We start from the raw sequence: 21,072 nt of genomic DNA, 5'->3' as shown, positions 1-21,072 counted from the left end.
GATGTTATCATAGTCACAGCCATATAGAATTAACTTTGTTTGAGAGCTTTATTAAGTACTGTAAGAGAATAAGGAGCTATATAAATATCATGTCTAGGATAGAGAATAAAATATGCTTACTAGAAATGGGCACAATAGAATATAAAAACAAGAAGCAAAAGCTAAAGTTCTATAAGTCTAAAGAGTGGAAAGCAGTTAGGCGTGAAGTATTGAAGCGAGATAACTACGAATGCCAGGAGTGCAAGCGGAACGGATCAGTTTATACAGATGAACATGATCCAGAGAAACATAAGCGGCTAGATGTTGACCATTTAAAAGAGATTGAAAATTATCCTGAACTTGCTTTAGACATTGATAATTGTGAAGTTAAATGCGTTAGATGCCACAACAAAAAGCATAATCGTTTTCAGAAACGTAGAAAAAAATTTTTTTGGGACGATGAAAAATGGTGAGCACCCCCCCATAAAAAATTTTGATCAAAAATTTTTGTCCTGGGGAACGAGGAGGGGGCTCGATTTTCCAAATTTGCTGCGCTTTTTCGTGAGACTACTAAATTGGGATTAATTGTAAGTTGGAAGGAGGGGACCAGGTGGCTAAAATCAAGAGGGAAACATTGCGGAAACGGATTGAAAAAGATCTAAGAAATCAGCTAAGTGAAAAAAAGATTGTAGGAAATCACTATGAAGATTTGGTACAAGATTATTTATCTTTATGGGATTTAAAATGCAATCTTATTGAGGACATCGAAACGAACGGAATAAAAGTTACTGGTATGCATGGCCCTAAGTCCAATCCTTCCATAAACGATTTACATAAAACGAATGATCGAATGCTAAAGATCTTAGATGCTCTTAGTTTAGAAGCGTCTCCAGAAGAAAAGAATTCTCCTTCAAAACCTAAGCGCTCTGCTAAGGATTTAGTATGATAAGTAACAAATACGTTGATGAATATATTCACCTCTACGAAACTGGGAAAATTAAGCTAAATAAAGAGCGCATTATGCTTATTAAGTACCTACAGAAACATGTACTTGTTAGGGATGATATATATTTCAATGAGGAAATGATTGAGAACTATATAAAGTTCACAGAGAAATGGTACTTCAAGCTGCAACCATTTCAGAAGTTCATAGCGCCATTTGTTTTTCTTTATTACCAAGAAGATGACAGCGTTTTTTATGACCAGTTTTTTATAACCATGTCCCGTGGTGGCGGGAAAAACGGTTTTATCTCTAGTTTAAGTCACTTCTTTATTAGCCCGCTGCATGGTATTCCTAAATACAATATCTCTATTGTTGCTAATAATGAAAAACAAGCAAAACTTTCTTTTAAAGAGGTTTATGATTGTATAGAAAATAACGAAGTGCTCGAAGATCTTTTCTATCGTACCAAAGTCGAAATAATGGGCTACGATACAAAAAGCATTATGCAATACCATACATCAAATGCCAGTTCTAAAGATGGTTTACGTGATGGATGTGTTATTTATGATGAAATTCACCGATATGAAAATTTTGATGTTGTAAATGTATTCTCTAGCGGGCTTGGTAAAGTACCCAACGCTAGGGAATTTTTTATTGGGACAGATGGCTATGTTCGTGAAGGTTTCTTAGACAAAATGAAAGAACGGGCCATGAATATTTTAGAGGGCAAAGATTTAGATGATCCTCTTTTTCCGTTCATCTGTAAAATCGATGAAGCCGAAGAAGTTAATAACCCGGATATGTGGGAAAAGGCTAATCCAATGTTTAGTGAGCCAAGAAGCTCATACGCAAAAGGCTTATTTAAAAAGGTTTTAAGACAATTTAAACAGCTAGTTAATAATCCATCTAACAGAGAAGAGTTTATGACCAAGCGCATGAACTTTCCAGAAACAGATCTTTCAAAAAGTGTTGCGTCCTGGGAAGAAATTTGGAGAACAGGTTATGAAGAGGACGGAAAATCACTTAGAAAGGTTCCTGACTTAAAACATCGTGTAGCTGTAGGCGGTCTTGACTTTGCAAGTATCAAAGACTTTGCAGCTGTTGGCCTTTTGTTCAAAGTTGGAGAAGATTATATTTGGAAAAGCCATTCTTTTGTTCGTAAAGGGTTCCTGGACAAAGTGACGTTGAAGGCTCCTATAAAAGAGTGGGAAGAAAAAGGACTGCTTACAATCTTAGATGAACCAGTTGTTAATATTAAACACATAGTTGATTGGTTTGTAGAAATGCGTGAGCTATACGGGGTTAATACAATTGTTGGTGATACTTTCCGTTTAGATCTAGTCAAAACAGCTTTAGAAGCAGAAGGATTTATATTGCTTTATATAAGAAATCCAAAAGCCATTCATTCTCTTTTAGCTCCAAGGGTAGAAACGCTATTTGCTAATAACCATATTATTTTTGGTGATAATCCAATGATGCGCTGGTACACAAATAACGTCCTGGTGAAAATTAAGCCGGATGGCAATAAAGAGTATTTAAAGAAAGATGAATTTAAGCGGAAAACAGACGGATTCCAAGCCTTTATTCATGCCTTATGGCAAGCGGATAATCTTCTCACTGATGAATTAGATTTCATGCTATCCGACATTAAGTTTTAAAGGGGGTGAGAACAATTGGATTATTAGATGCCATTTTTAAAAGAGATAGTGAACTTGGATATATGTTTGATGTAGAAATGTTTGTCGAAACAGCAAACAGAGTCCATATGAAAAAGTTAGTTTTAGATACTTGTATTGCTTTCTTAGGAAGAACAATTAGTCAATCAGAATTTAGGGTTAAGAATGGCAAAGCATTTGTGAAGGATGAACTTTATTATCGGTTAAATGTTAGGCCAAATAAAAATATGACAGCTAGTACATTTTGGGAAACGTTTGTTCACAAATTGATTTATGACAATGAGTGCTTGATTATTCAATCAGATGATGATGATCTGCTTATTGCTGATGATTTTCAGCATAATGAATATGCGGTATTTGAAGACACGTTTTCAAATGTAACAGTCAAGGACTATACATTTAAGCGGGTTTTTAAGCAGAGTGACGTTATCCATTTACGATACCGAAACGAGCGGTTAACACCATTAATTGACGGTCTTTTTACTGATTACGGGGATCTATTTGGACGCATTTTAAGTTCCCAAAAGCGAAAAAATCAAATTCGCGGTACTGTCGATATGGATATGATAGGAGCTAAAAGCCCGCAGCATCAAGCAAAGCTCCAGGAATTCATTGATAACATGTACAAGGCTATCGGTGAAAAAGATGTGGCTATTATTCCGCAGCAACCAGGCTTTAAATATTCGGAAACGTCTGGCGGTGGAACCACTGGCCAAAGTGTAGATGAAATTAATAAAGTGACAAATGGTTTCTTTAATCAAGTAGCAATGGCTTTGGGTATTCCTACTAGCCTTGTATATGGAGATATGGCGGATATAGAAAAGCAAACGAAAAATTACATGCTTTTTACTATTAATCCTTTGCTTAAAAAACTAGCCGATGAAGCAAATGTGAAGTTTTTTGAGCAAGAAGAATATCTATCTGGCCAAAAGATTGATATTAAAAGCATTTCTTATCAAAGCTTATTTGATCTTGCTACAGCGATTGACAAACTTATTTCTTCTAGTGGCTTTACTGGTAATGAAATTAGATTGGAGGCGGGTTATGAACCTTCCGATGATCCGAACCTGGACAAACATTATATTACTAAAAACTATACTGAAATGAACAAAGTTGAAGGAGGTGAGGAACAAAATGACGGTGAAAATTGACGTTAAAGGGCCAATCATTTCAAATGATGAAGCTTGGATTTATGAATGGTTTGATATGGATTTTACTAGTCCAAAAACAGTTATTGACCAGTTAGCTAATGCAAATGGTGAAAATGTAATTGTATCTATTAATAGTCCAGGCGGTTATGTAGATGATGGATCAGAGATTTATACAGCTCTGAAAGCTTATCCCGGCCATGTAGAAACTCAAATTGTAGGTTTAGCTGCAAGCGCAGCATCTTTTATTGCTACTGCTGGTGATAAGGTAGTAATTGCACCAACAGCAAAATTTATGATTCATAATGCTTCTATGGGTAACTTGGGAGATCATCGTTCAATGGAAAAAGCTTCTCAAATGTTGAAAACAACTGATAGAACCATTGTAAATGCTTATGTATTGAAAACAGGCAAAGATGAACAAGAGCTATTAGATATGATGGCAGAAGAAACATGGATGGGGCCACAAGAAGCATTAGAACACAATTTTGTGGATGAAATCATGTTTATGGATAATCCAATTAAATTAACCGCTTCTAGTGCTGCATCTGCAATGATTCCACAAAAAATTATTGATGGCTTTAGAAATGGAATGATGAACAAGGGTAAGCCTGAAGGTGTAACAAAAGAAGATCTAAAGGCATCACTTGCAGAATTCAAAAATGAAATTCTAAACGAATTACAGCTTAATAAAACAAACGAACCAAAAGAGCCTACTCTTAAACCAGCTAATAAGCGGGATTTGAGTAAGCTCTTTTTAAGTTTATAAAATTGGAGGAAGTCATAAATGACTATTAAATTTAACAAATCAGAAGCTATGAATGAGGCTAAGTCAAAATTAGCAGCGGTTTTAACAAATGCAGAATCTACAGAGCAAGAGCAAACAGCAGCCTTTCAAACTTATTTTGATACCTTGCAGCACGAAGTTGCAAACAACGTTCGTAAACAAGTAAATGATGAAATGCTTGACCGCTCTATTCTGCAGCAACGTGGCCAAAATGTATTAACTTCTGCTGAAATGAAGTTTTTTAATGCGGTTGTACAAGATGGCGGTTTTAATGATGATGCTATTCTTCCAGAAACAACACAAGAACGTGTATTTGAAGATCTAGTAACAGAGCATCCATTATTAGACGCTTTAGGGTTACAGGATCTAGGCGCAGTAACACGTTTTATTTATTCAGATCCAGAGGGCGCAGCTGTATGGGGGCCATTATTTGGTGAAATCAAAGGGCAAATTAATGCTGCCTTCCATGAAAAACAAATTGGCCAATTAAAACTAACTGCCTTTGCTGCTATTCCTGATGATATGCTGCAATTAGGCCCGGTATGGGTGGAGCGATATGTACGAACAGTTATTGTAGAAGCTTATGCTGTAGGTTTAGAAAGTGGATTTGTAAATGGTAATGGTAACAATCAGCCAGTAGGTCTTTTAAAAGATGTTAACGCTGAAACGGGTGCAGTAACAGATAAAGCATCATCTGGTACATTAACTTTTAAACCAGGTCGAACTACTGTAATTGAATTAAAAGATGTTGTCAAAGGTCTTTCTAAAAATGCGAAAGGCAAAAACCGAAAAGTTGCAGGGAAAATTGTTATGGTTGTTAACCCATTTGATAATTTTGATATTCAAGCCTCTGCTACTACTCAAAATGCAAATGGTGTATATGTAACAAATTTACCTTTTAACCCGCAAATTGTAGAATCTGAATTTGTTCCTGAAGGCAAAGTTATTTTCTTTGTTAAAGGTGAATATATCGCTGCTGTTGCTGGTAACTACCAATTGAAAAAATTTGATCAGACTTTAGCTATTGAGGATGCAATTCTTTACACAATCAAGCGTTTTGCAAATGGCTTGCCAAAAGATAATAAAGCGTCTGCTGTTTATGACTTAAAAATTGATGAATCTTTAGAAACAGAAGCACCAGTAACAGCGTAAGGAGCTGAAGTGATTGGAAATCACAGATAAATTACTTCAGGAATTTAAAGATAGGATGCATTTTACACATAAAGGAGAGGACAGCAATTTAAAAGAGTTGTTGTCCTTTTCTATTGACGATATTACACGGAAATGTGGAGCATTTGACATTGAAGAAAACAAGGGAGCAAAGGAATTAGTCTTTGAGCGTACCCGCTACGCTTACAATGATGCTCTTGAATACTTTGACAAGAATTTTCAAAGTCAAATTAACAGTGTAGGTTTTTCTATAGCTATGGAAACTAAAGAAGGTGATCCAGATGCAGCCGTTTAAATATACGCCTCCAAGGATTCATACAGGAGAATTAAAAACATGGGTTACTTTTTATGAAGCTAAAGAGAACGAAGGGCCATTGCCAGGAGAGAATCCAAGGAACGTTCTTTATGAATGTTGGGCCAAAGTTGATGAAGTATGGACTAAAGATATAGAAATTGCTAAGTCAAATGGTACTTTATCAGACTTAACAATTTCTATTAGAGATCCTAGAGGTGATTATTCACCAACAAACAAACATTATGTGCAAGTTCATACCCCTGAATATGAGGGTTTAAGATACAACATTAAACAGGCTTTTCCTGACTTACAGAACCGAGATTTCATTAAGGTTATAGCCGAGGTGTCAAAATGAGTGTTCAAATTAAAGGTTTAAATAACCTGTTAGCAGATTTAGAAAAACGCTTTGGCCCTGCTAAAGTAAAAAGCATTAGTGACAAGGCTTTAAAAGAGGGCGCAAAAGTTTTTGTAAAGGAATTAAAGGCGCAATTTGAATCTTTTAAAGATACCGGGGCATCCATTGATGAAATTACGATTTCAGAACCAGAGTATATTGCTGGTGTAAGAACAATTAAAATACATTGGCGTGGCCCTAAAGACAGGTATCGGATCATTCACCTTAATGAGTGGGGAACAGTTAAAAACCCTAACCCTAAAGGTAAAGGGGCTATTGCCAGGGCCATGCGTAATGCGGAAAATGCCTATAAAGCAGCGGTGAAAGAAGCTGTAAGGAGAGGTATTTAATGCTCTATAAAGTATACGATGCACTAAATACTAGTGATCTTATCAAACAAAAGGTAGGCAAAAGAATTAAGTTTTATGAATATCCGTCTACTGATAATATGCAAGGCGTTTATATTGTCATTGATCCGCTAGATGTACCTAAGCCTGGTGATTATGCAGATAATAAATGGTTAACAGACGAATATTTTTATCAAATTGAAGTCTGGTCTATGAATCTATTTGATACACAAGCTGTTGCAAAAGAGGTTCGTAATATTATGTGGAAGCAGCTTGGCTTTGCTCAACTAATACCAGGTCTTGATGAATTTGATAAAGATACAGGGATTTACCGTGATGCTAGGCGCTATCGTGGTAAAGAGTATGTAGAAATTTAAAGGAGGAATTTATAATGGCAGGAGAAACAAAGAATTATCATGCTTCTACAGGTGTAGATGAATTTTACTATGGGGAAGTTGGAGACGGTACAGTTGCCTCATATATTGAACGAGTGGAATATTTACAAACTATTGATGTAGATATGCCGCAAGAGATTACCCGTGCTTATGGAGATAATAAAACAGCGGAAATGGCTGTATCAAATGGTGATATTAAGGTTACTTCTGCTTTTCATAAAATTCCTATGGAGGACAAGCAAAGACTTTTAGGGCTTGAAGTTAAAGAAGGTATTACTTATATGGGTAGTAAAGATAACCCTCCATATGTTGCAACTATTTTTGCTAAAACGTATGAAGATGGATCAAAAGAATACGTTGGTTTGCCAAAAGGATTATTTACAAGACCAAAAATTGCAGGAAAAACAAAAGAGGATGGAACAGAATTTTCTTCAGAAGAAATTGAAGCACAGTTTATGGATCGTAAAATCGATGGACTAGACGAAGAAAAATCTGTTGCTTTTGCCGTGGACAAAAAAGGAGAAACAATTAACCGAGATCTTTTATTCCAAAAGATATTTGGTAAACCATATCCGACAGGAGAGGAGGGAGGCGTTGAAGCCTAATGAGTACCTTTCAAGTGAAAGCAGCCGAAGTTATTCAGCCTAATAGATTGTTAACTTTATCAAGCGACACTAATGGAAGTGCTATTATTTCTTTGACTAAAGCAGGGGGAAATCCTGATTTTCATTCAACTAGACAAATTGCAAAGGATCAAAATGTAACAGTTAGTTTTAACGGGAAAAAGGCTTGGATAATTGAAGCTGGGGAGAATTTAAAAACAGGTCAAAGAGTGCAAGCCGGTCAAGATGGAAAATTAGTTAAATCTACTGGTACCGGGATTGGCTATGTATACGCAGATGCGACAGCTGGTGCATTAGCAACTTTTATTCGTACTGCCAGCGGGAGCAACAGGGCCACAAGGGCCAGCAGGAGCAAAAGGAGACAAAGGCGATACAGGAGCAGCAGGGTTTGGTACAAAGGCACAGTATGACGATATAATTGCTCGTCTAACAGCACTAGAAAGCAAGTAGGCTAGATGATAATATCTAGCCCTTTTTTTATTTTTATCTAACACCAAAAGGAGACTAAAAAAATGGCAAATTTAAAACGTAACATGATTGAATTAGTAAAAGAAGTAACAGCAGATGGAGAAGTTATTACAGAGAAGTTTTTAACCCCACCTTTTATTCCTCTATCTGTTGTTTATCAAGCAATGGATTTAGTGGAAGAAGCACAAAAAGGTGAAACAGCTGAAAGAGAAATGTTTGACCGTATGATTGATTTTGTAGTGAATGATATTTACGGTAACAAATTCACTAAAGATGAATTAGTAAATGGGTTACATGCTCCAGATGCTGTTGAGGTAATTAATGACCAAGTTTTATTCGTGTCTCAAGGGAGACAAAGTGATGAAACAAAAAAGTTCCTGGAGAACAAACGTTAAGTGATGAAGATTTCACAGCAGAAAAACAAAAAGAATACCTAAACAAGCTCATATTGTCCTTGATAGAAGAAGGTAAGGACATTAATGAGGTATTAGCCATGCCTTACCACTTTGTCTTGGAAATTTTACGCGAGCGAAATAAACCTAAACAAGAAAAATCCTTAATTGCTGCATTTGGTGGTTAAGGATTTTTTTGTTTTTCAAGAAAGGGGGTAAGTGTCTATGGAAAGAATTGAAGGTATGTCCATTGGCTTGAATTTAGAGACGTTGCAGCTTCAGCGAGGGTTAACAGGTCTTAAAGATAGAATGAAAACCCTAAATTCTGAAATGAAAGCCCATCTGTCTGCTTTTGATCGTGGCGATAAATCCATTGAAAAATATGAAGCTACCTTACAAGGCTTAAATAGAAAAATGGAATTGCAAAAGCGTATTGTAAGTGAATCCAGGGCTGAATATGAAAAAATGATCAAAGACTATGGCGAAGGATCTAAAGAAGCTGAAGCAGCTGCAAGGTCTTATAATAATCAAGTTGCATCTTTAAATAATTTAGAGCGTGCCGTTAATCGTACTAGCCTTAGTTTAACTGAACTAAAAGCGGATCAGGGAGCCTTGCAGAATAACTGGAGTAAGTTAGGGCGCTTATTTGATGAAACTGGCTCAAAATTAACCGGGCTAGGTTCTAAAATGCAGGGTGCAGGATCTGCCTTAACATCATCTCTTACTTTGCCTATTGCTGGTGCTGGTGCGGGAATAATGGGTTTAGCTACCAAATTCAATAACTCTTCTGTAAAAATCCAAAACTCTTTAGGCACAACTGCTAAAGAGACAAAGAAGCTAACTCAAATTTCAAAGAATATCTATAATGATGGATTTGGAGAAAGTTTAGAAGAGGTTGACACAGCTTTACTTGAAACAAAGCAGAATATCACTGATTTAAACGATAAAGACTTAGAGAAGATTACTAAAAAAGCAATGACTTTGGCCAATACATTTGATGCTGATGTAAACGAAGTTACCAGAGCAGGAAATACCCTTATCACAAACTATGGTATGGATGCAGATGCAGCATTTGATTTAATGGCAAAGGGCGCACAAAATGGGATGAACTTCTCAAAAGAGATGTTTGATAATATGGCAGAGTATTCTATAAGCTTCAAAGAGGCTGGATTCTCTGCAAATGAAATGTTTGCTATTCTTTCAAATGGTGCTAAGAAAGGATATAACCTAGATCGTTTAAATGATACAATGCTTGAATTTAAGCTCCAGGCCGAGGATTCAAGTAAATCTTATGTAGCCGCTATGGGTTCAATGTCCAAAAGCACGCAAGAGGTTTATAAGGAGTATGAGAACGGAAATGCAAGCGTAGCGGATTTATATAAAGCTGTAATACCTGACCTTCAAAAGATGAAAAAAGAGCTGCCAGCTAAAGAATTCAATACGATAGGAAAAGCGCTTTTTGGCACGAAGTGGGAAGATCAAGGGGCAGATGTTGTTTTATCCATGAAAACCATTAATAAAGAGCTACAAAATAATAAAGGTACAATGGATAAGATGACTAAAAATGTAGAACAATCCTTTGGTGCTAGATTAAAAGGAACTCTACGTGAAGCGGGAACAGCATTGTTACCTTTTGGGAATATCCTTCTTTCTGTAGCTGAAAAGATTCTTCCTAAAGTATCATCTGGTGTTCAAGCAGTCTCTAGCTTTATATCTGCATTATCTCCAGCCGTACAAACAGTAGGGCTTATTTTTGCTGGACTGTTAGCAGCACTTGGCCCTGTACTTACTATGGTAGGTATGTTTGTTGGTGCCATAGGTAATATTTTACCTGTTTTTACGCCAGTGATGGGGGCTATTGCACGGGCCGGAGGTTTATTAAATGTTCTAAGAGCGGGGCTTGCTGCTTTAACTGGCCCGGTGGGGATAGTCGTAGGTGCAATAACCTTATTAGGCGCTGGATTTGTGGCCTTATATCGCAATTCTCAAACATTTAGGGATGGCATTTCTGGCGTAATGAGCGGTATACAAAAGCTTGGACAAAGTGCGCTAAATATCTTAAAACCAGCTATTGAGTCGGTTAAGCAATTCTTTCAGAGTCAGCTATCCGTGATAAAGAAATTTTGGCAGGACAACTCTAAAACAATACTTCAAGCTCTTTCAAATATAGGCAGCGTAGTGAAGGTAGTTTTTCAGGGTATTTCCGCTGTAATTGGCTTTGTCATGCCCTTTATACTTTCCATAATCAAATCCGTTTGGGGAAATATACAGGGTGTCATAAGCGGAGCGCTAAATATTATTATGGGGCTAGTGAAGGTTTTTTCTGGTCTTTTCACAGGCAATTTTTTAAAAATGTGGGAGGGCTTAAAGCAAATATTTAAGGGAGCTGTTCAATTTATTTGGAATTTTGTGCAGCTGCAAATGTTCGGTAAGCTCCTTTCTCTAGGAAAAGTCTTTATTACCTCTTTCCGTGGTGCCTTTGTCGGATTGTGGAACGGTTTGAAATCGTTATTTTCTTCAAGTGCAGGAGCAGCAAAAAATGCTGTAGTGGGATCTTGGAACATACTTAAATCAGTAACGACAACTATTTTTAATGCGTACCGTTCTTTCCTTTCAGGAATATGGAATTTCTTGAAATCTATGATTACTAAAACGGCATCTGGAATAGTTTCTGCTGTTCGTGGTTCGTGGAATTTACTTAAATCAGTAACGACAACTATTTTTAATGCATACCGCTCTTTCCTTTCAGGAATATGGAATTTCTTGAAATCCATGATTACTAAAACGGCATCCGCAATAGCTAATGCTGTCCGTTCAGCTTGGAATTCCTTGAAATCTGCAACAACAAGTATTTTTAATTCTGTCCGTGGTTTCCTAACTTCATTGTGGACAGGAGTACAAAAAACGGTAACTAATTTAGCTTCCAGAACAAAAGATGGGGTAGTAAATGCCTGGTCAACTTTGAGAAACCGAACAACTGAAATTTTTACAAATATTAAAAGCAAAACATCGAAAATTTTTGATGATATAGTTTCTGGGGCCAAAAAATTGCCTGGTCGAATTGGCAGCGGGATCAAGCAGATGGCTGGAAAAGTAAAAGATGGCGTGTCTGCTGTTGGTGCAAAGCTTGCTGGCGGTCTTGAAACGGTTCTTAATAACATTACTCAAAAGGGTATTAATGTTGTTTTAGATAAGATCGGTGTGAGCAAGAAAAGCCAAATTCCTAGATTAGATATTCCCGGTTATGCAACAGGTACTGATTCACACCCAGGCGGTTACTTTTTCGCAGGTGATGGGGGAAAAAATGAATTAATACGTTTCCCGGATGGACGAATTACAATGAGTCCCAACAGCACTACTTTATATTGGGGGCCTAAAGGTACTCAAGTATTAAGTGGTGAGCAAACGGAACAGGTAATGGGCGCAGCACCTCCAATGTATAAAAAAGGTACAGGCGTTAAAAATCCACTAAAAGCAGTCGGAGAATGGACAAAAGAAAAAGGCTCCCAAGCTTTAAGTAAAGGGAAAGATCTGGCTGGAAAAGTAGCTGATAGTATTGGTGATGTATGGTCGTATATATCTAATCCTAAAAAGTTAGTTGATAAGATATGGAAAACCCTTAGCATAAAAATGCCAAATGTAGGCGGGATTATGGGCCAGATTGCAAGTTCTGGTGTTAGTAAAATCAAAGATGGAGCTGTTAGTTTCCTTCAAAGTAAGTTAAGTGAATATATGCCTAGTGACGATGGTTCCTCTACTGGAATCGGTAGCTATTACTTGAACAGTCCGTTTAGAATCACAACACGTTTTACGCCTAACGGAAATAAAAACGATAGAGTACACAAAGGCGGAAAACATAACGGCCTAGATTTAGCTGCACCCGCTGGCACAATTATTAAGTCATTAACTGATGGAATTGTACGAGAAGTATTAGTAAACAATCCTACTGGTGGTAATCTGGTTCGTATTGCTTCAGGAAAAGACTTATTATCTTATGCTCACATGCTTACAGCTCCACCTGTTAAAGTGGGACAAAAGGTAAAAGAAGGGCAAAAAATTGGCCTTGTGGGTTCAACAGGGTTTTCAACAGGAAACCATTTGGATCTTAAAATTAAGAGAAATGGAAAGTATATTGATCCGTTAGCTTACTTAAAAGGTATGGCTGGTAGCGGCCCTGCTGGTAAAGGTGCAAAAGCATGGCGCTCTTTAATTTACAAAGCAGCAGCACAAATGAATGAAAAAGTTACAGAGCGTGAAGTTAACGGGATTATTGCCCAGATTGACAGGGAATCCAAGGGTAACGAAAAAATCATTCAAGATTCAAGATTACGTGATATTAACGTCAGAAATGGAAATCCGGCAAAGGGCTTGCTCCAGTACATCCCGCAAAGCTTTATGCGCTATGCCTTAAAAGGACATACCAATATCTTTAACGGCTATGATCAATTATTAGCCTTTTTCAATAATACATCTTGGAGGAAGAACCTAAGATACGGGAAATCTGGTTGGGGGCCTACTGGAAAACGTAAATATAGAATGGGTACCGGATTGTTCGGACACATCGGAGGCGATGCAATACTAGGTGATGGAAATAAAAAAGAACCTTTCTTGCTTCCAGATGGCACTTTAGGATTAAGCCCAAGCAAAGCAACATTGTTTCCTAACCTTCCTGCTGGAACAGTGGTATGGTCGAGTATTCAAGATTTTTTAAAAGAATACGCTGGCTTTGCAGCTCCAGCTAATAACAATAAAACAGATGCTATGAAACTGATAGCTCTGGCTGGAAAAGAGTTTCAACAAAATAAAGGCTCGAATCCGTTATCTACCTCTACAGGTAATAATACAAGTACGAAACAAGGGCAACAGCAAGAACAATCTATTCATGTTGAAAACCATGTTTCTGTTTCTTACGCAGGTTTGCCAAATAGGGATGATGTCATTAAGTTTGCTAAATGGCTGCAAGAGATAATGGACGAACAAACAGAACAACAGCTAAGAGCTAAAGGAGTAAGGTGGGTAGTACATGGCCAGTCTTATTAAAAGTTTTGCAGGGGTTAACACCCCTGACTTTTTAATTATAGATAAAGTTCATTTGCCGCCTTTGCCGCCTTCTGAACTAACATCTATTGATATACCTATGAAAAGTGGTTCGCAGTTTGTAAATAAGAAGCATGGAAACCGAACGATAACTATTGATTTAACGATTAAGGCACCGGGCCGAGATAAAGTAATGTCAATGGGGGACCAACTAGCCGATTTTTTACAGCATGACGAACCACAACCTATTATTTTTCGGGATCTGCCAGGGCGTAAATATTATGCCATTTTGGACGGTGACACGGATCTTGAAAAGATTGAACATCTAGGAAAAGGCAGTATTAAGTTAATTTGTCATGATCCGCACGGATATGGAGAGCAAAGATCCTATAATATCACCTCTGACACTACTATGTTAGTGAATTACGGTAATAGGCAAACAGCTCCACAAATTAGCATGACATTCACTAAAAATGTAACTGACTTTTTTATTGCAACAGACAAGCAAAGCCTTTATTTTGGGGAGCCTTTTGATCCAACAGAAAAAACAGTAACCGATACAAAGCCAGTTATTTTAAATGATCCTGGCAGCAGTACAACAGATTGGTTACAAGCAACAAACTTTAATGTAGATGGCGGGCGTGTATTAGGTACCATTGGTTCTAATGGCTATTCATTTAGCCAGGCAGGAAAAGATTATGGTACACTAAGCGGCTTATGGCATGGCGGCAGTATGGTAAGAAGCTTAACAAGGCAAATTCAAGATTTTGAATTGGAATGTCAGGTAGGCTTTGCATCCAGTAATAAAAACCAAAAGGGCAGAATTGAAATTTATCTGCTCGATATTAATAATAATCAGCTTGGAAAAATAGCGATAAGAGACATCTGGAATAACTTAGATAACCCACAATTTGAATTTTGGGTAGGAAAGGTAAATGGTGGCGGTGTTTCTGTCACAAATACCTACGGAGCTTATAAAGGCGTATTTTCTAATTTTAATGGAATTATAGAGATGGGTAGGATCGGCAAGAAATGGCATTGCTACATTGCAAAGGTTGATTCTAACGGCAGAGCGCACACCAGACACTACAAAGCCTTTACTGATTGGCAAAATAAATATATGCAAAAGGTAGCCAAAATTCAGCTGCATATTGCTGCCTATGACAAAGATCCAGCAGTAGATCAAATGTGGATCAGTAATGTTTACTTTAGAGAAATTTTATCTAAACAATCTAACCAAGTTGATTATGTATTTAGAACAGGTGATAAGCTGCTAATCGATTGTGAAACAGGGGAGATTTATAAGAATGGAAAACTCTTTCTTGAACGGTTATATCCAGGATCAGAATTTTTACTTTTAGATAAGGCAGCAAATGGCCTTGTGGTTTCTGATTACTCAGCTATTAAGGATGGAAAAGTAACCTTTACAGAAAGGTGGCTATAGATTCTAATGTGGTATATTTTGAACAAAACTTATGATGCCGTAGGCGTTTTAAACAATAAGATTCCTAAAGGCTGTCCCATTCTTAGAGATAGCTGGAAAGGTCAGCTAGAGGATGGATATACGACATTAGAGTTTGATGTCTATGCTAGTCACCCACAAGCCAGCTTTTTGAGTAGGGGAGCTTTTATTATTTATACCGATAATCCAGATGGCTATGAGCTATTCAGGATTACAAAGACTACGGAAAGTCATGGATTAGAGGAAATAAAAACAGTTTATTGTGAAACAGCAGCAACCCAGGATCTAATTGGCCAGATCATTGAGCCAAAGTCTTTTGTCGGGGCCAGCTTATCCGATATAGTTAAATTTCTTTTGAGTAATACAGGATGGGAGCTAGGCGTTTGCTATTATGGTGAAATCATTTCAGTAGATTTTGACGATTACCCAACAGCTTTAGAAGCCATCCGAAATACGATTAAACAATTCGGTGCAGAAATTGAATTTAAGGTAGAATTCGATGGACAAGAGGTTGTGCGGAAAGTTGTAAATCTCTATGAAAAACGGGGCACAAAAACAGGTGTTAGCTTTGAATATGCAAGGAATTTAGAGGGTTTACGCAAAATTGAGGATGGAAACAAAATTGTTACGGCCATGATCGGCATTGCTAGTAATGAGGACAAAAACGGAAATCCTATTTTACTTATGAATGCTCAAAAGAAACCGCCAGAGGGTTTTGAAGTAGTGGGAAACATGATTGTGGATGTTAATGCCCTTCAGGAATATGGAAACAATGGCGCAAATGTAGTCGATAAATTTATTGATGAAACTGCCACAAATCCAGTAGAGCTTTTTGATAACACAATAGAAGCCTTAAAAAAAGTAAATCATCCCGTTTTTTCATATGAGGCAACAGTCGTAATGATGGAGCAGCTAGAAGGGTATGAGCATACAAAGGTTTCTATTGGCGATACCATTTTCATAAAAGATATTTCATCCGAGCCGCCTACTTATTTAGAAGCCAGGATTTTAAATAAGGAATTAAGTACCGTCCAAAAGGATAAAGGATCTATTGTACTTGGTGAATATGTTCCGCTTACAATTCAACCAATTCAAGCAGTAGAAAAAGCGCAGCGTACCCTTCAGTTAAAGGAAAAAGTATGGAATGCAACTATTGACCGGGCAAAAGAGGCCCAGGAAGGCGTAGAAGAAGTAAAAAAGCAAGTTCCTTATAAGGTAGAGCTTGTTTCTAGTAACGGCACAACATTTAAAAACGGCCTGATCGATACAGAGATAACAGCTATTGTCTACAAAGGAAAAGAGAATATTACCGCTACACTTCCAAAAACCGCTTTTATCTGGACGAAAAAAGATAAAGACGGTTTTTTTGATGTGGCTTGGAATTATGAGCATGTAGGGATAGGTAACAAAATCACTGTTAGTTCGTTTGATGTTGTTCAACGAGCTGTCTTTACTTGTGATTTAGATTTACCAGAAGAAGAATAAAAAACATAGAAAAGAGTGAAATGTTTATGGCGACAGTAGCTACAGGCAGTATGACGTTAATCGATGTAACAGATGCAAAACAACTAATAGCGTTTATTGGTTCATCACAACAAAGACAGGTTATTTATAATCCTAATGGCGGTTCATATACACCGAACTATGCTAGTTCAAATAACGTGTTAACACCTCAATTGTATATTGCAGGGACTAACACAAATATTGCAGATAAAGCTAAATCAATTAAATGGTTCTATCAAACAAATAGCAGCGGCAATTTCACTGAAATTACAGCGAGCGATACAAACTATACGTTAGGAACTACAGCACCTAAAACATTAACGATTAAGGGAAATGTACTTGCTTCCGCTAACTCAATGACTTATATGTGTGAGGTTATTTACACAGATCCAGACACGGGATTTGATGTAACTACAAAAGCAGAATATGAAATTATTAAAGTAACAAATGGTACAAATGGCTCCAATGGTGCAGCTGGTCAAGATGCTGTAAGAGCTGTTGTATGGACACCAGATGGAAATGTTACACGTAATTCAAATGGGACTGTCAAAGCAACTGTTGATGTATACAAAGGAGCTTCAAAGGTAACACCAACAGCTTTTAAATGGTATATCCAAGATCCTGCTGCTACAACTTCAAGCGGTGGAGATACAGACGGGAGCGCTGGTTGGCGCTTACTTACTTCTACATCAAATGCAGGAGTAACAGGCTATACAACAGATACAATTACGATTCCAGCAAGTGCAATCCCTAGTGTAGAGGCTTTCAAGTGTGTTGCAACATATAACAATGTGAAATATAACGATGTCTGTACAGTGGTAGATGTTAGTGATCCATATGTAGTTACAATTGTAGGGACAAATACTTTTAAAAACGGGCAAGGAAGTACAACTTTAACGGCTAAAGTATTCCAGGCCGGGGCTGAAGTAGATGCTGCAGGAACAGCTTTTACTTACAAATGGTCTATATATGATGCAAACAATGTTAAAAATACAAACTGGAGTAAAACAGGAAAATCAATTACTGTTACCGCAGCAGATATTAATGTTCGTGGTAATGTAACATGTGATATAGATAAGGCTTGATAAAAGGAGTGGGAAACCGCTCTTTTTATTCGTTCTTGAAAGGAGTAAATAGCAAATGGCACCTTTAGCAACAGGAACAATTTCACTAGTGGATATGAACGATGCTATTGTTTCAGGAACAGCACCAGCAAATCCTACTGTTGGGACATTATGGCTAGATACAAGTGTAACCCCTAATATGATGAAAAAATGGGGCGGTTCTTCATGGGTGGATATAGGAGAGCTTGATCCTAACTATTCGGATACGATTGAAAACATAAACAAAAGCATTGATGATATTACAAGCGACAGTGTAATTGATTATACGGAACGGAAAATTTTAAAAGACCGTATTACTGAAATCATCGGTTATGTCATTGCGGATAATGCCACAACCTTGCCAGCTGCTTCTACCCTGGATAGTAGCGGTAAAGGAGAATTGTATACTGTTCGGAAACAGGCATTAAATGCGGGCATTTCAACAGCTGATACAACTTATATTGAGGTAGCTACTCAATATACGAATTTAAAAACCTATTTAGAAGGTCTTACACCTGTTGACGTTTGGGATCTATCTACGGCCAATAAAGCAAAAACAATCGCTGTTACAAAATCAACGTTTCGAGATAAGTTTTTGCAATACGAAAATGCAGTCAATGCACTAGTAGTTGCAACAGCTGCCAAGCAAAAAGACAATTCAGATGCAGCGGATAAGAAGGGCCAAGATGCTCTGGATGATTTGGGCCTTTATGGTGAGAAGTGGACCGATGCAGCAAATAAGGTCGGTCTATGGAAATATAAAGGTGATGAAACGAAATTTAACGGTGGATCAGTAGCAACAGGAACCATTTTTGCACAAGCTCTTTTACTAGCTGATTGGACAAATTTAGTTGAAAATCCTGACTTTGAAAATGATACCATAGGCGAGTTCCCCAACGGTTACTATCCAAGTTATGAAGCAAATAGATCTAAAATTAGGGTAGAAGATATTTCAAGCTTTCAAAATGGGAACGGATCAAACAAAGCATTGGCCCTAGATGCTTTATCAAGCTCTAATAACAGCATCTATGTAAATAACCTTATACCTGTTAATCCTGGTGAAGAAATGTTTATCCAAGCGGAGGGCCGCTATTTAAATACAGCTGGTTCAGGTGATGGACGAGTGGGCTTTTTATGCTATGACGCTAAAAGACAATCATTAAACATCTGGAATACACCTTTAAGATGGAATGAATCAACGAAAAAAACCGCTTTTGTTAAAAAAAGTGGTTCTTTTGTTGTTCCTGAAGGTACCGCCTATTTACAGTTTTACATGAGCTTTTCGTCTAATGGAGAAACGACAAACAAATTTTATGTAGACAATCTTATTTGGCGAAGAAAAGCGGGTGGCGATTTAATTGTTGACGGTGGCATTGAGGGCCGACACGTTAAAGCTAAATCAGTTTCTTTTGACAGTTTACAAGGTGGCATAGCCCAGTTTGGTGGATCTGGCGGGAATGGTCGAATTGAGGTTTACAATGCAAATGATGAATTAATTGCTTCACTGGATGCTGCCCAGGGAGGGTTTAGTGATTTATATGTAGGTAATTTTGATAGTCCTACAGTGGTAGAGTATGGTGCGGATGATATAAACCTTTTTGTCTCTGACAGGCTTTTAGAATATTCAGGGGCCATTGAACCTAACGATGATAACGAGGGTACGGGATGGACAAAGCCGCTTGCAACAGTAACAGAAGCTATAAGACGTATTCCAAAGTATTACGATGGAAAAGCCACAATAAACGTAGCTTATAACTCTCTGATGTATGAAAGCTTTGAAATCAGCGGCTTTTTAGGTGCAGGATCTATTAATTTATCACTAGGTAGCTCTAAATTCTATGGGAATCCAGTGATAAAAAATAACTTGTTAAATATCTTTTCCACTGGTGGAACAATCAACGGTAAAAAACTTGATTATGCAGTCGTAAGCTTATTGCGTAATTCTTATGTGCGTTTAGAAAAAATGAAAGTGTATGGTAATGGATCTAGCATGAACTTTGATACATCGGCAGGATTTACAGAAATGGATCAATGCGAAACATACGGTGCTGATTTGGGTATTAGTTCACGTTATGGTGGGCGTGTTTTCCTCACTAATTGTAAAGGAAGCGCCACAACCTACGGTTTGCATTGCTATGGCGGTGATATTTTTGGCCAGGGCACAGCTCCAAGCGGTGGAAATAATAACATAGGAGAAGTTGCAGGGGGCAAGGTTATGGGTGCCTTCGATTACCAGAAAACTACAGGGAGCACAATGGATGCTCAACCTACTACTGTAACAATTAATGCAAGTAGCGGTGATAGCTGGCGTGATAACTTTGGCGGTCAGTGGTACGGGCAAAATGAAGTTGTGCAAGGTAAGTGGGGCAGCTATGGCATTTATCGTGGTCTATGGTTCTTTTCATTACCTTCTCTTACTGGAAAGACGATTACACAAATTAGAATGTATGTACATCGTAAAAATGCGGGTGGAAATGCTGCACCTGTTACTACGTACTTTAAACCGCATACGTATACAAGCAAGCCGAGCGGAGCACCTTCTTACCAGTCACCGCAAACAACAGCAAGCTTTAAGCTCAATGAAGGTAAATGGATTACTATTCCTAGCTCATTCTATGCTGGATTTGTTAGTGGATCTTATAAAGGCATTGGAATTTATATTAACTCAACTAGTCAAAACTATTATGCAAAATTCGATGCAACAGCAAAATTAGAAATCACTTATAAATAAAGACTGAAGGAGCAAAAAAACATGAAATTTGTATCTTTAAATATTGAAAACAAAGTAGGAAACATAATTGAAAACATTGTGAATCACACATCTAAACTTGATCAGTTTGTTTATACAACAGCAGAGGGTGAATATGGTGTTTTATCTGGATTCCAGGTAGGTTATTGCGTGGGAGAAGATAACTTAGATCCTGACACTGTAACCCCGCAAGTCGTGGCCAATTATTTGAAGCCGTTCAAAATTGAAGAATTGGAACAGCAATGTAACCTGGTCATTGCTTCAGGATTTGAATATACAAATGGAGATAAGTTTTTATATGGCCCGGATCAGCAAAACGATTTCTCTCAAAAGCAACTCTTACTTTTATTAAATCCATCTTTAACTACCGTCCAAGTTCAAACAAAGAACAACGGTATTAAAAAATATACAAAAGAAGAATTTATTAGCCTGGTCACTTATGCAAATTCCTTCAAGGATCAGCTTATTAGAAGGCTCGATGATCTAACTAGGGAAATTGATGAAACAGAATATACCGATGTCCAGGAGCTAAGAAATTTAACGTTTGTTGAAGATGTATCCATTCTTACATTAGATGCTGAATAAGCATCTTTTTTTAATT

Annotated in this window: 20 protein-coding genes; all 20 read left to right on the top strand. The window is 37.5% G+C overall.

The window, feature by feature from the left end; genetic code table 11:
* The first annotated feature begins 125 nt into the window (after nucleotides 1–125).
* The 20 genes from SCI76_RS03015 to SCI76_RS02920 all read left to right on the top strand — a co-directional run bounded on the left by SCI76_RS03015 (nucleotide 126) and on the right by SCI76_RS02920 (nucleotide 21,056).
* Nucleotides 126–452: an HNH endonuclease gene (locus SCI76_RS03015; RefSeq protein WP_407545237.1), complete on the top strand. Its 327-nt coding sequence runs from the start codon at nucleotides 126–128 to the stop codon at nucleotides 450–452.
* 137 nt (nucleotides 453–589) lie between these two features.
* Nucleotides 590–925 carry a P27 family phage terminase small subunit gene (locus SCI76_RS03010; protein WP_034652391.1) on the top strand — a complete coding sequence of 112 codons (336 nt, stop codon included), beginning with the start codon at nucleotides 590–592 and terminating at the stop codon, nucleotides 923–925.
* Nucleotides 922–2,580, top strand: a complete 1,659-nt coding sequence (locus SCI76_RS03005) for a terminase TerL endonuclease subunit (RefSeq protein ID WP_407545038.1) — start codon at nucleotides 922–924, stop codon at nucleotides 2,578–2,580. Before SCI76_RS03010 ends, SCI76_RS03005 begins: the two co-directional genes overlap by 4 nt.
* Nucleotides 2,581–2,642: 62 nt before the next feature.
* Entirely contained in the window at nucleotides 2,643–3,749 is a 1,107-nt protein-coding gene (locus tag SCI76_RS03000) for a phage portal protein (protein ID WP_407545236.1), read from the top strand.
* Complete coding sequence (locus SCI76_RS02995; protein WP_407545037.1) at nucleotides 3,733–4,515, top strand: head maturation protease, ClpP-related; 783 nt, start codon at nucleotides 3,733–3,735, stop codon at nucleotides 4,513–4,515. The genes SCI76_RS03000 and SCI76_RS02995 overlap by 17 nt, the downstream gene beginning before the upstream one ends.
* Before the next feature lie 18 nt (nucleotides 4,516–4,533).
* Nucleotides 4,534–5,685, top strand: coding sequence for a phage major capsid protein (locus tag SCI76_RS02990; RefSeq protein ID WP_289914126.1), 1,152 nt, complete (start codon nucleotides 4,534–4,536; stop codon nucleotides 5,683–5,685).
* Between the two features lie 13 nt (nucleotides 5,686–5,698).
* Nucleotides 5,699–5,998 carry a phage gp6-like head-tail connector protein gene (locus SCI76_RS02985; protein WP_407545036.1) on the top strand — a complete coding sequence of 100 codons (300 nt, stop codon included), beginning with the start codon at nucleotides 5,699–5,701 and terminating at the stop codon, nucleotides 5,996–5,998.
* Complete coding sequence (locus tag SCI76_RS02980; RefSeq protein ID WP_034652374.1) at nucleotides 5,985–6,353, top strand: phage head-tail adapter protein; 369 nt, start codon at nucleotides 5,985–5,987, stop codon at nucleotides 6,351–6,353. Before SCI76_RS02985 ends, SCI76_RS02980 begins: the two co-directional genes overlap by 14 nt.
* Nucleotides 6,350–6,742 carry an HK97-gp10 family putative phage morphogenesis protein gene (locus tag SCI76_RS02975; RefSeq protein ID WP_043853513.1) on the top strand — a complete coding sequence of 131 codons (393 nt, stop codon included), beginning with the start codon at nucleotides 6,350–6,352 and terminating at the stop codon, nucleotides 6,740–6,742. The genes SCI76_RS02980 and SCI76_RS02975 overlap by 4 nt, the downstream gene beginning before the upstream one ends.
* Complete coding sequence (locus SCI76_RS02970; protein WP_268577749.1) at nucleotides 6,742–7,116, top strand: hypothetical protein; 375 nt, start codon at nucleotides 6,742–6,744, stop codon at nucleotides 7,114–7,116. Before SCI76_RS02975 ends, SCI76_RS02970 begins: the two co-directional genes overlap by 1 nt.
* A gap of 14 nt (nucleotides 7,117–7,130) precedes the next feature.
* On the top strand, nucleotides 7,131–7,739 hold the full coding sequence (locus SCI76_RS02965; protein WP_407545035.1) for a major tail protein: 609 nt from the start codon (nucleotides 7,131–7,133) through the stop codon (nucleotides 7,737–7,739).
* A complete protein-coding gene (locus tag SCI76_RS02960) occupies nucleotides 7,739–8,167 on the top strand; it encodes a head fiber protein (protein ID WP_407545034.1) in 429 nt (142 codons plus the stop codon). The genes SCI76_RS02965 and SCI76_RS02960 overlap by 1 nt, the downstream gene beginning before the upstream one ends.
* A 102-nt stretch (nucleotides 8,168–8,269) precedes the next feature.
* Nucleotides 8,270–8,620, top strand: a complete 351-nt coding sequence (gene gpG / locus SCI76_RS02955; RefSeq protein ID WP_268577752.1) for a phage tail assembly chaperone G — start codon at nucleotides 8,270–8,272, stop codon at nucleotides 8,618–8,620.
* A 53-nt stretch (nucleotides 8,621–8,673) separates the two neighbouring features.
* Nucleotides 8,674–8,805: a phage tail assembly chaperone GT gene (gpGT, locus tag SCI76_RS02950; protein WP_407545033.1), complete on the top strand. Its 132-nt coding sequence runs from the start codon at nucleotides 8,674–8,676 to the stop codon at nucleotides 8,803–8,805.
* A 37-nt stretch (nucleotides 8,806–8,842) separates the two neighbouring features.
* Nucleotides 8,843–13,657, top strand: a complete 4,815-nt coding sequence (locus tag SCI76_RS02945; protein ID WP_407545032.1) for a peptidoglycan DD-metalloendopeptidase family protein — start codon at nucleotides 8,843–8,845, stop codon at nucleotides 13,655–13,657.
* Complete coding sequence (locus tag SCI76_RS02940; protein ID WP_407545031.1) at nucleotides 13,641–15,098, top strand: distal tail protein Dit; 1,458 nt, start codon at nucleotides 13,641–13,643, stop codon at nucleotides 15,096–15,098. Before SCI76_RS02945 ends, SCI76_RS02940 begins: the two co-directional genes overlap by 17 nt.
* Before the next feature lie 18 nt (nucleotides 15,099–15,116).
* A complete protein-coding gene (locus SCI76_RS02935) occupies nucleotides 15,117–16,601 on the top strand; it encodes a phage tail spike protein (RefSeq protein ID WP_407545030.1) in 1,485 nt (494 codons plus the stop codon).
* Between the two features lie 26 nt (nucleotides 16,602–16,627).
* Nucleotides 16,628–17,704: a hypothetical protein gene (locus tag SCI76_RS02930; protein ID WP_407545029.1), complete on the top strand. Its 1,077-nt coding sequence runs from the start codon at nucleotides 16,628–16,630 to the stop codon at nucleotides 17,702–17,704.
* A gap of 55 nt (nucleotides 17,705–17,759) precedes the next feature.
* Nucleotides 17,760–20,453: a hypothetical protein gene (locus SCI76_RS02925; RefSeq protein WP_407545028.1), complete on the top strand. Its 2,694-nt coding sequence runs from the start codon at nucleotides 17,760–17,762 to the stop codon at nucleotides 20,451–20,453.
* 21 nt (nucleotides 20,454–20,474) lie between these two features.
* Nucleotides 20,475–21,056: a hypothetical protein gene (locus SCI76_RS02920; RefSeq protein WP_407545027.1), complete on the top strand. Its 582-nt coding sequence runs from the start codon at nucleotides 20,475–20,477 to the stop codon at nucleotides 21,054–21,056.
* The last annotated feature ends 16 nt before the right edge of the window (nucleotides 21,057–21,072 follow it).

Source organism: Priestia sp. HNGD-A6 (genome assembly GCF_045784335.1).
GTDB classification, from domain to species: Bacteria; Bacillota; Bacilli; order Bacillales; family Bacillaceae_H; genus Priestia; species Priestia zanthoxyli.
Note: the sequence above shows the minus strand (reverse complement) of the source record. Positions and strands in the feature narration are given on the sequence as shown.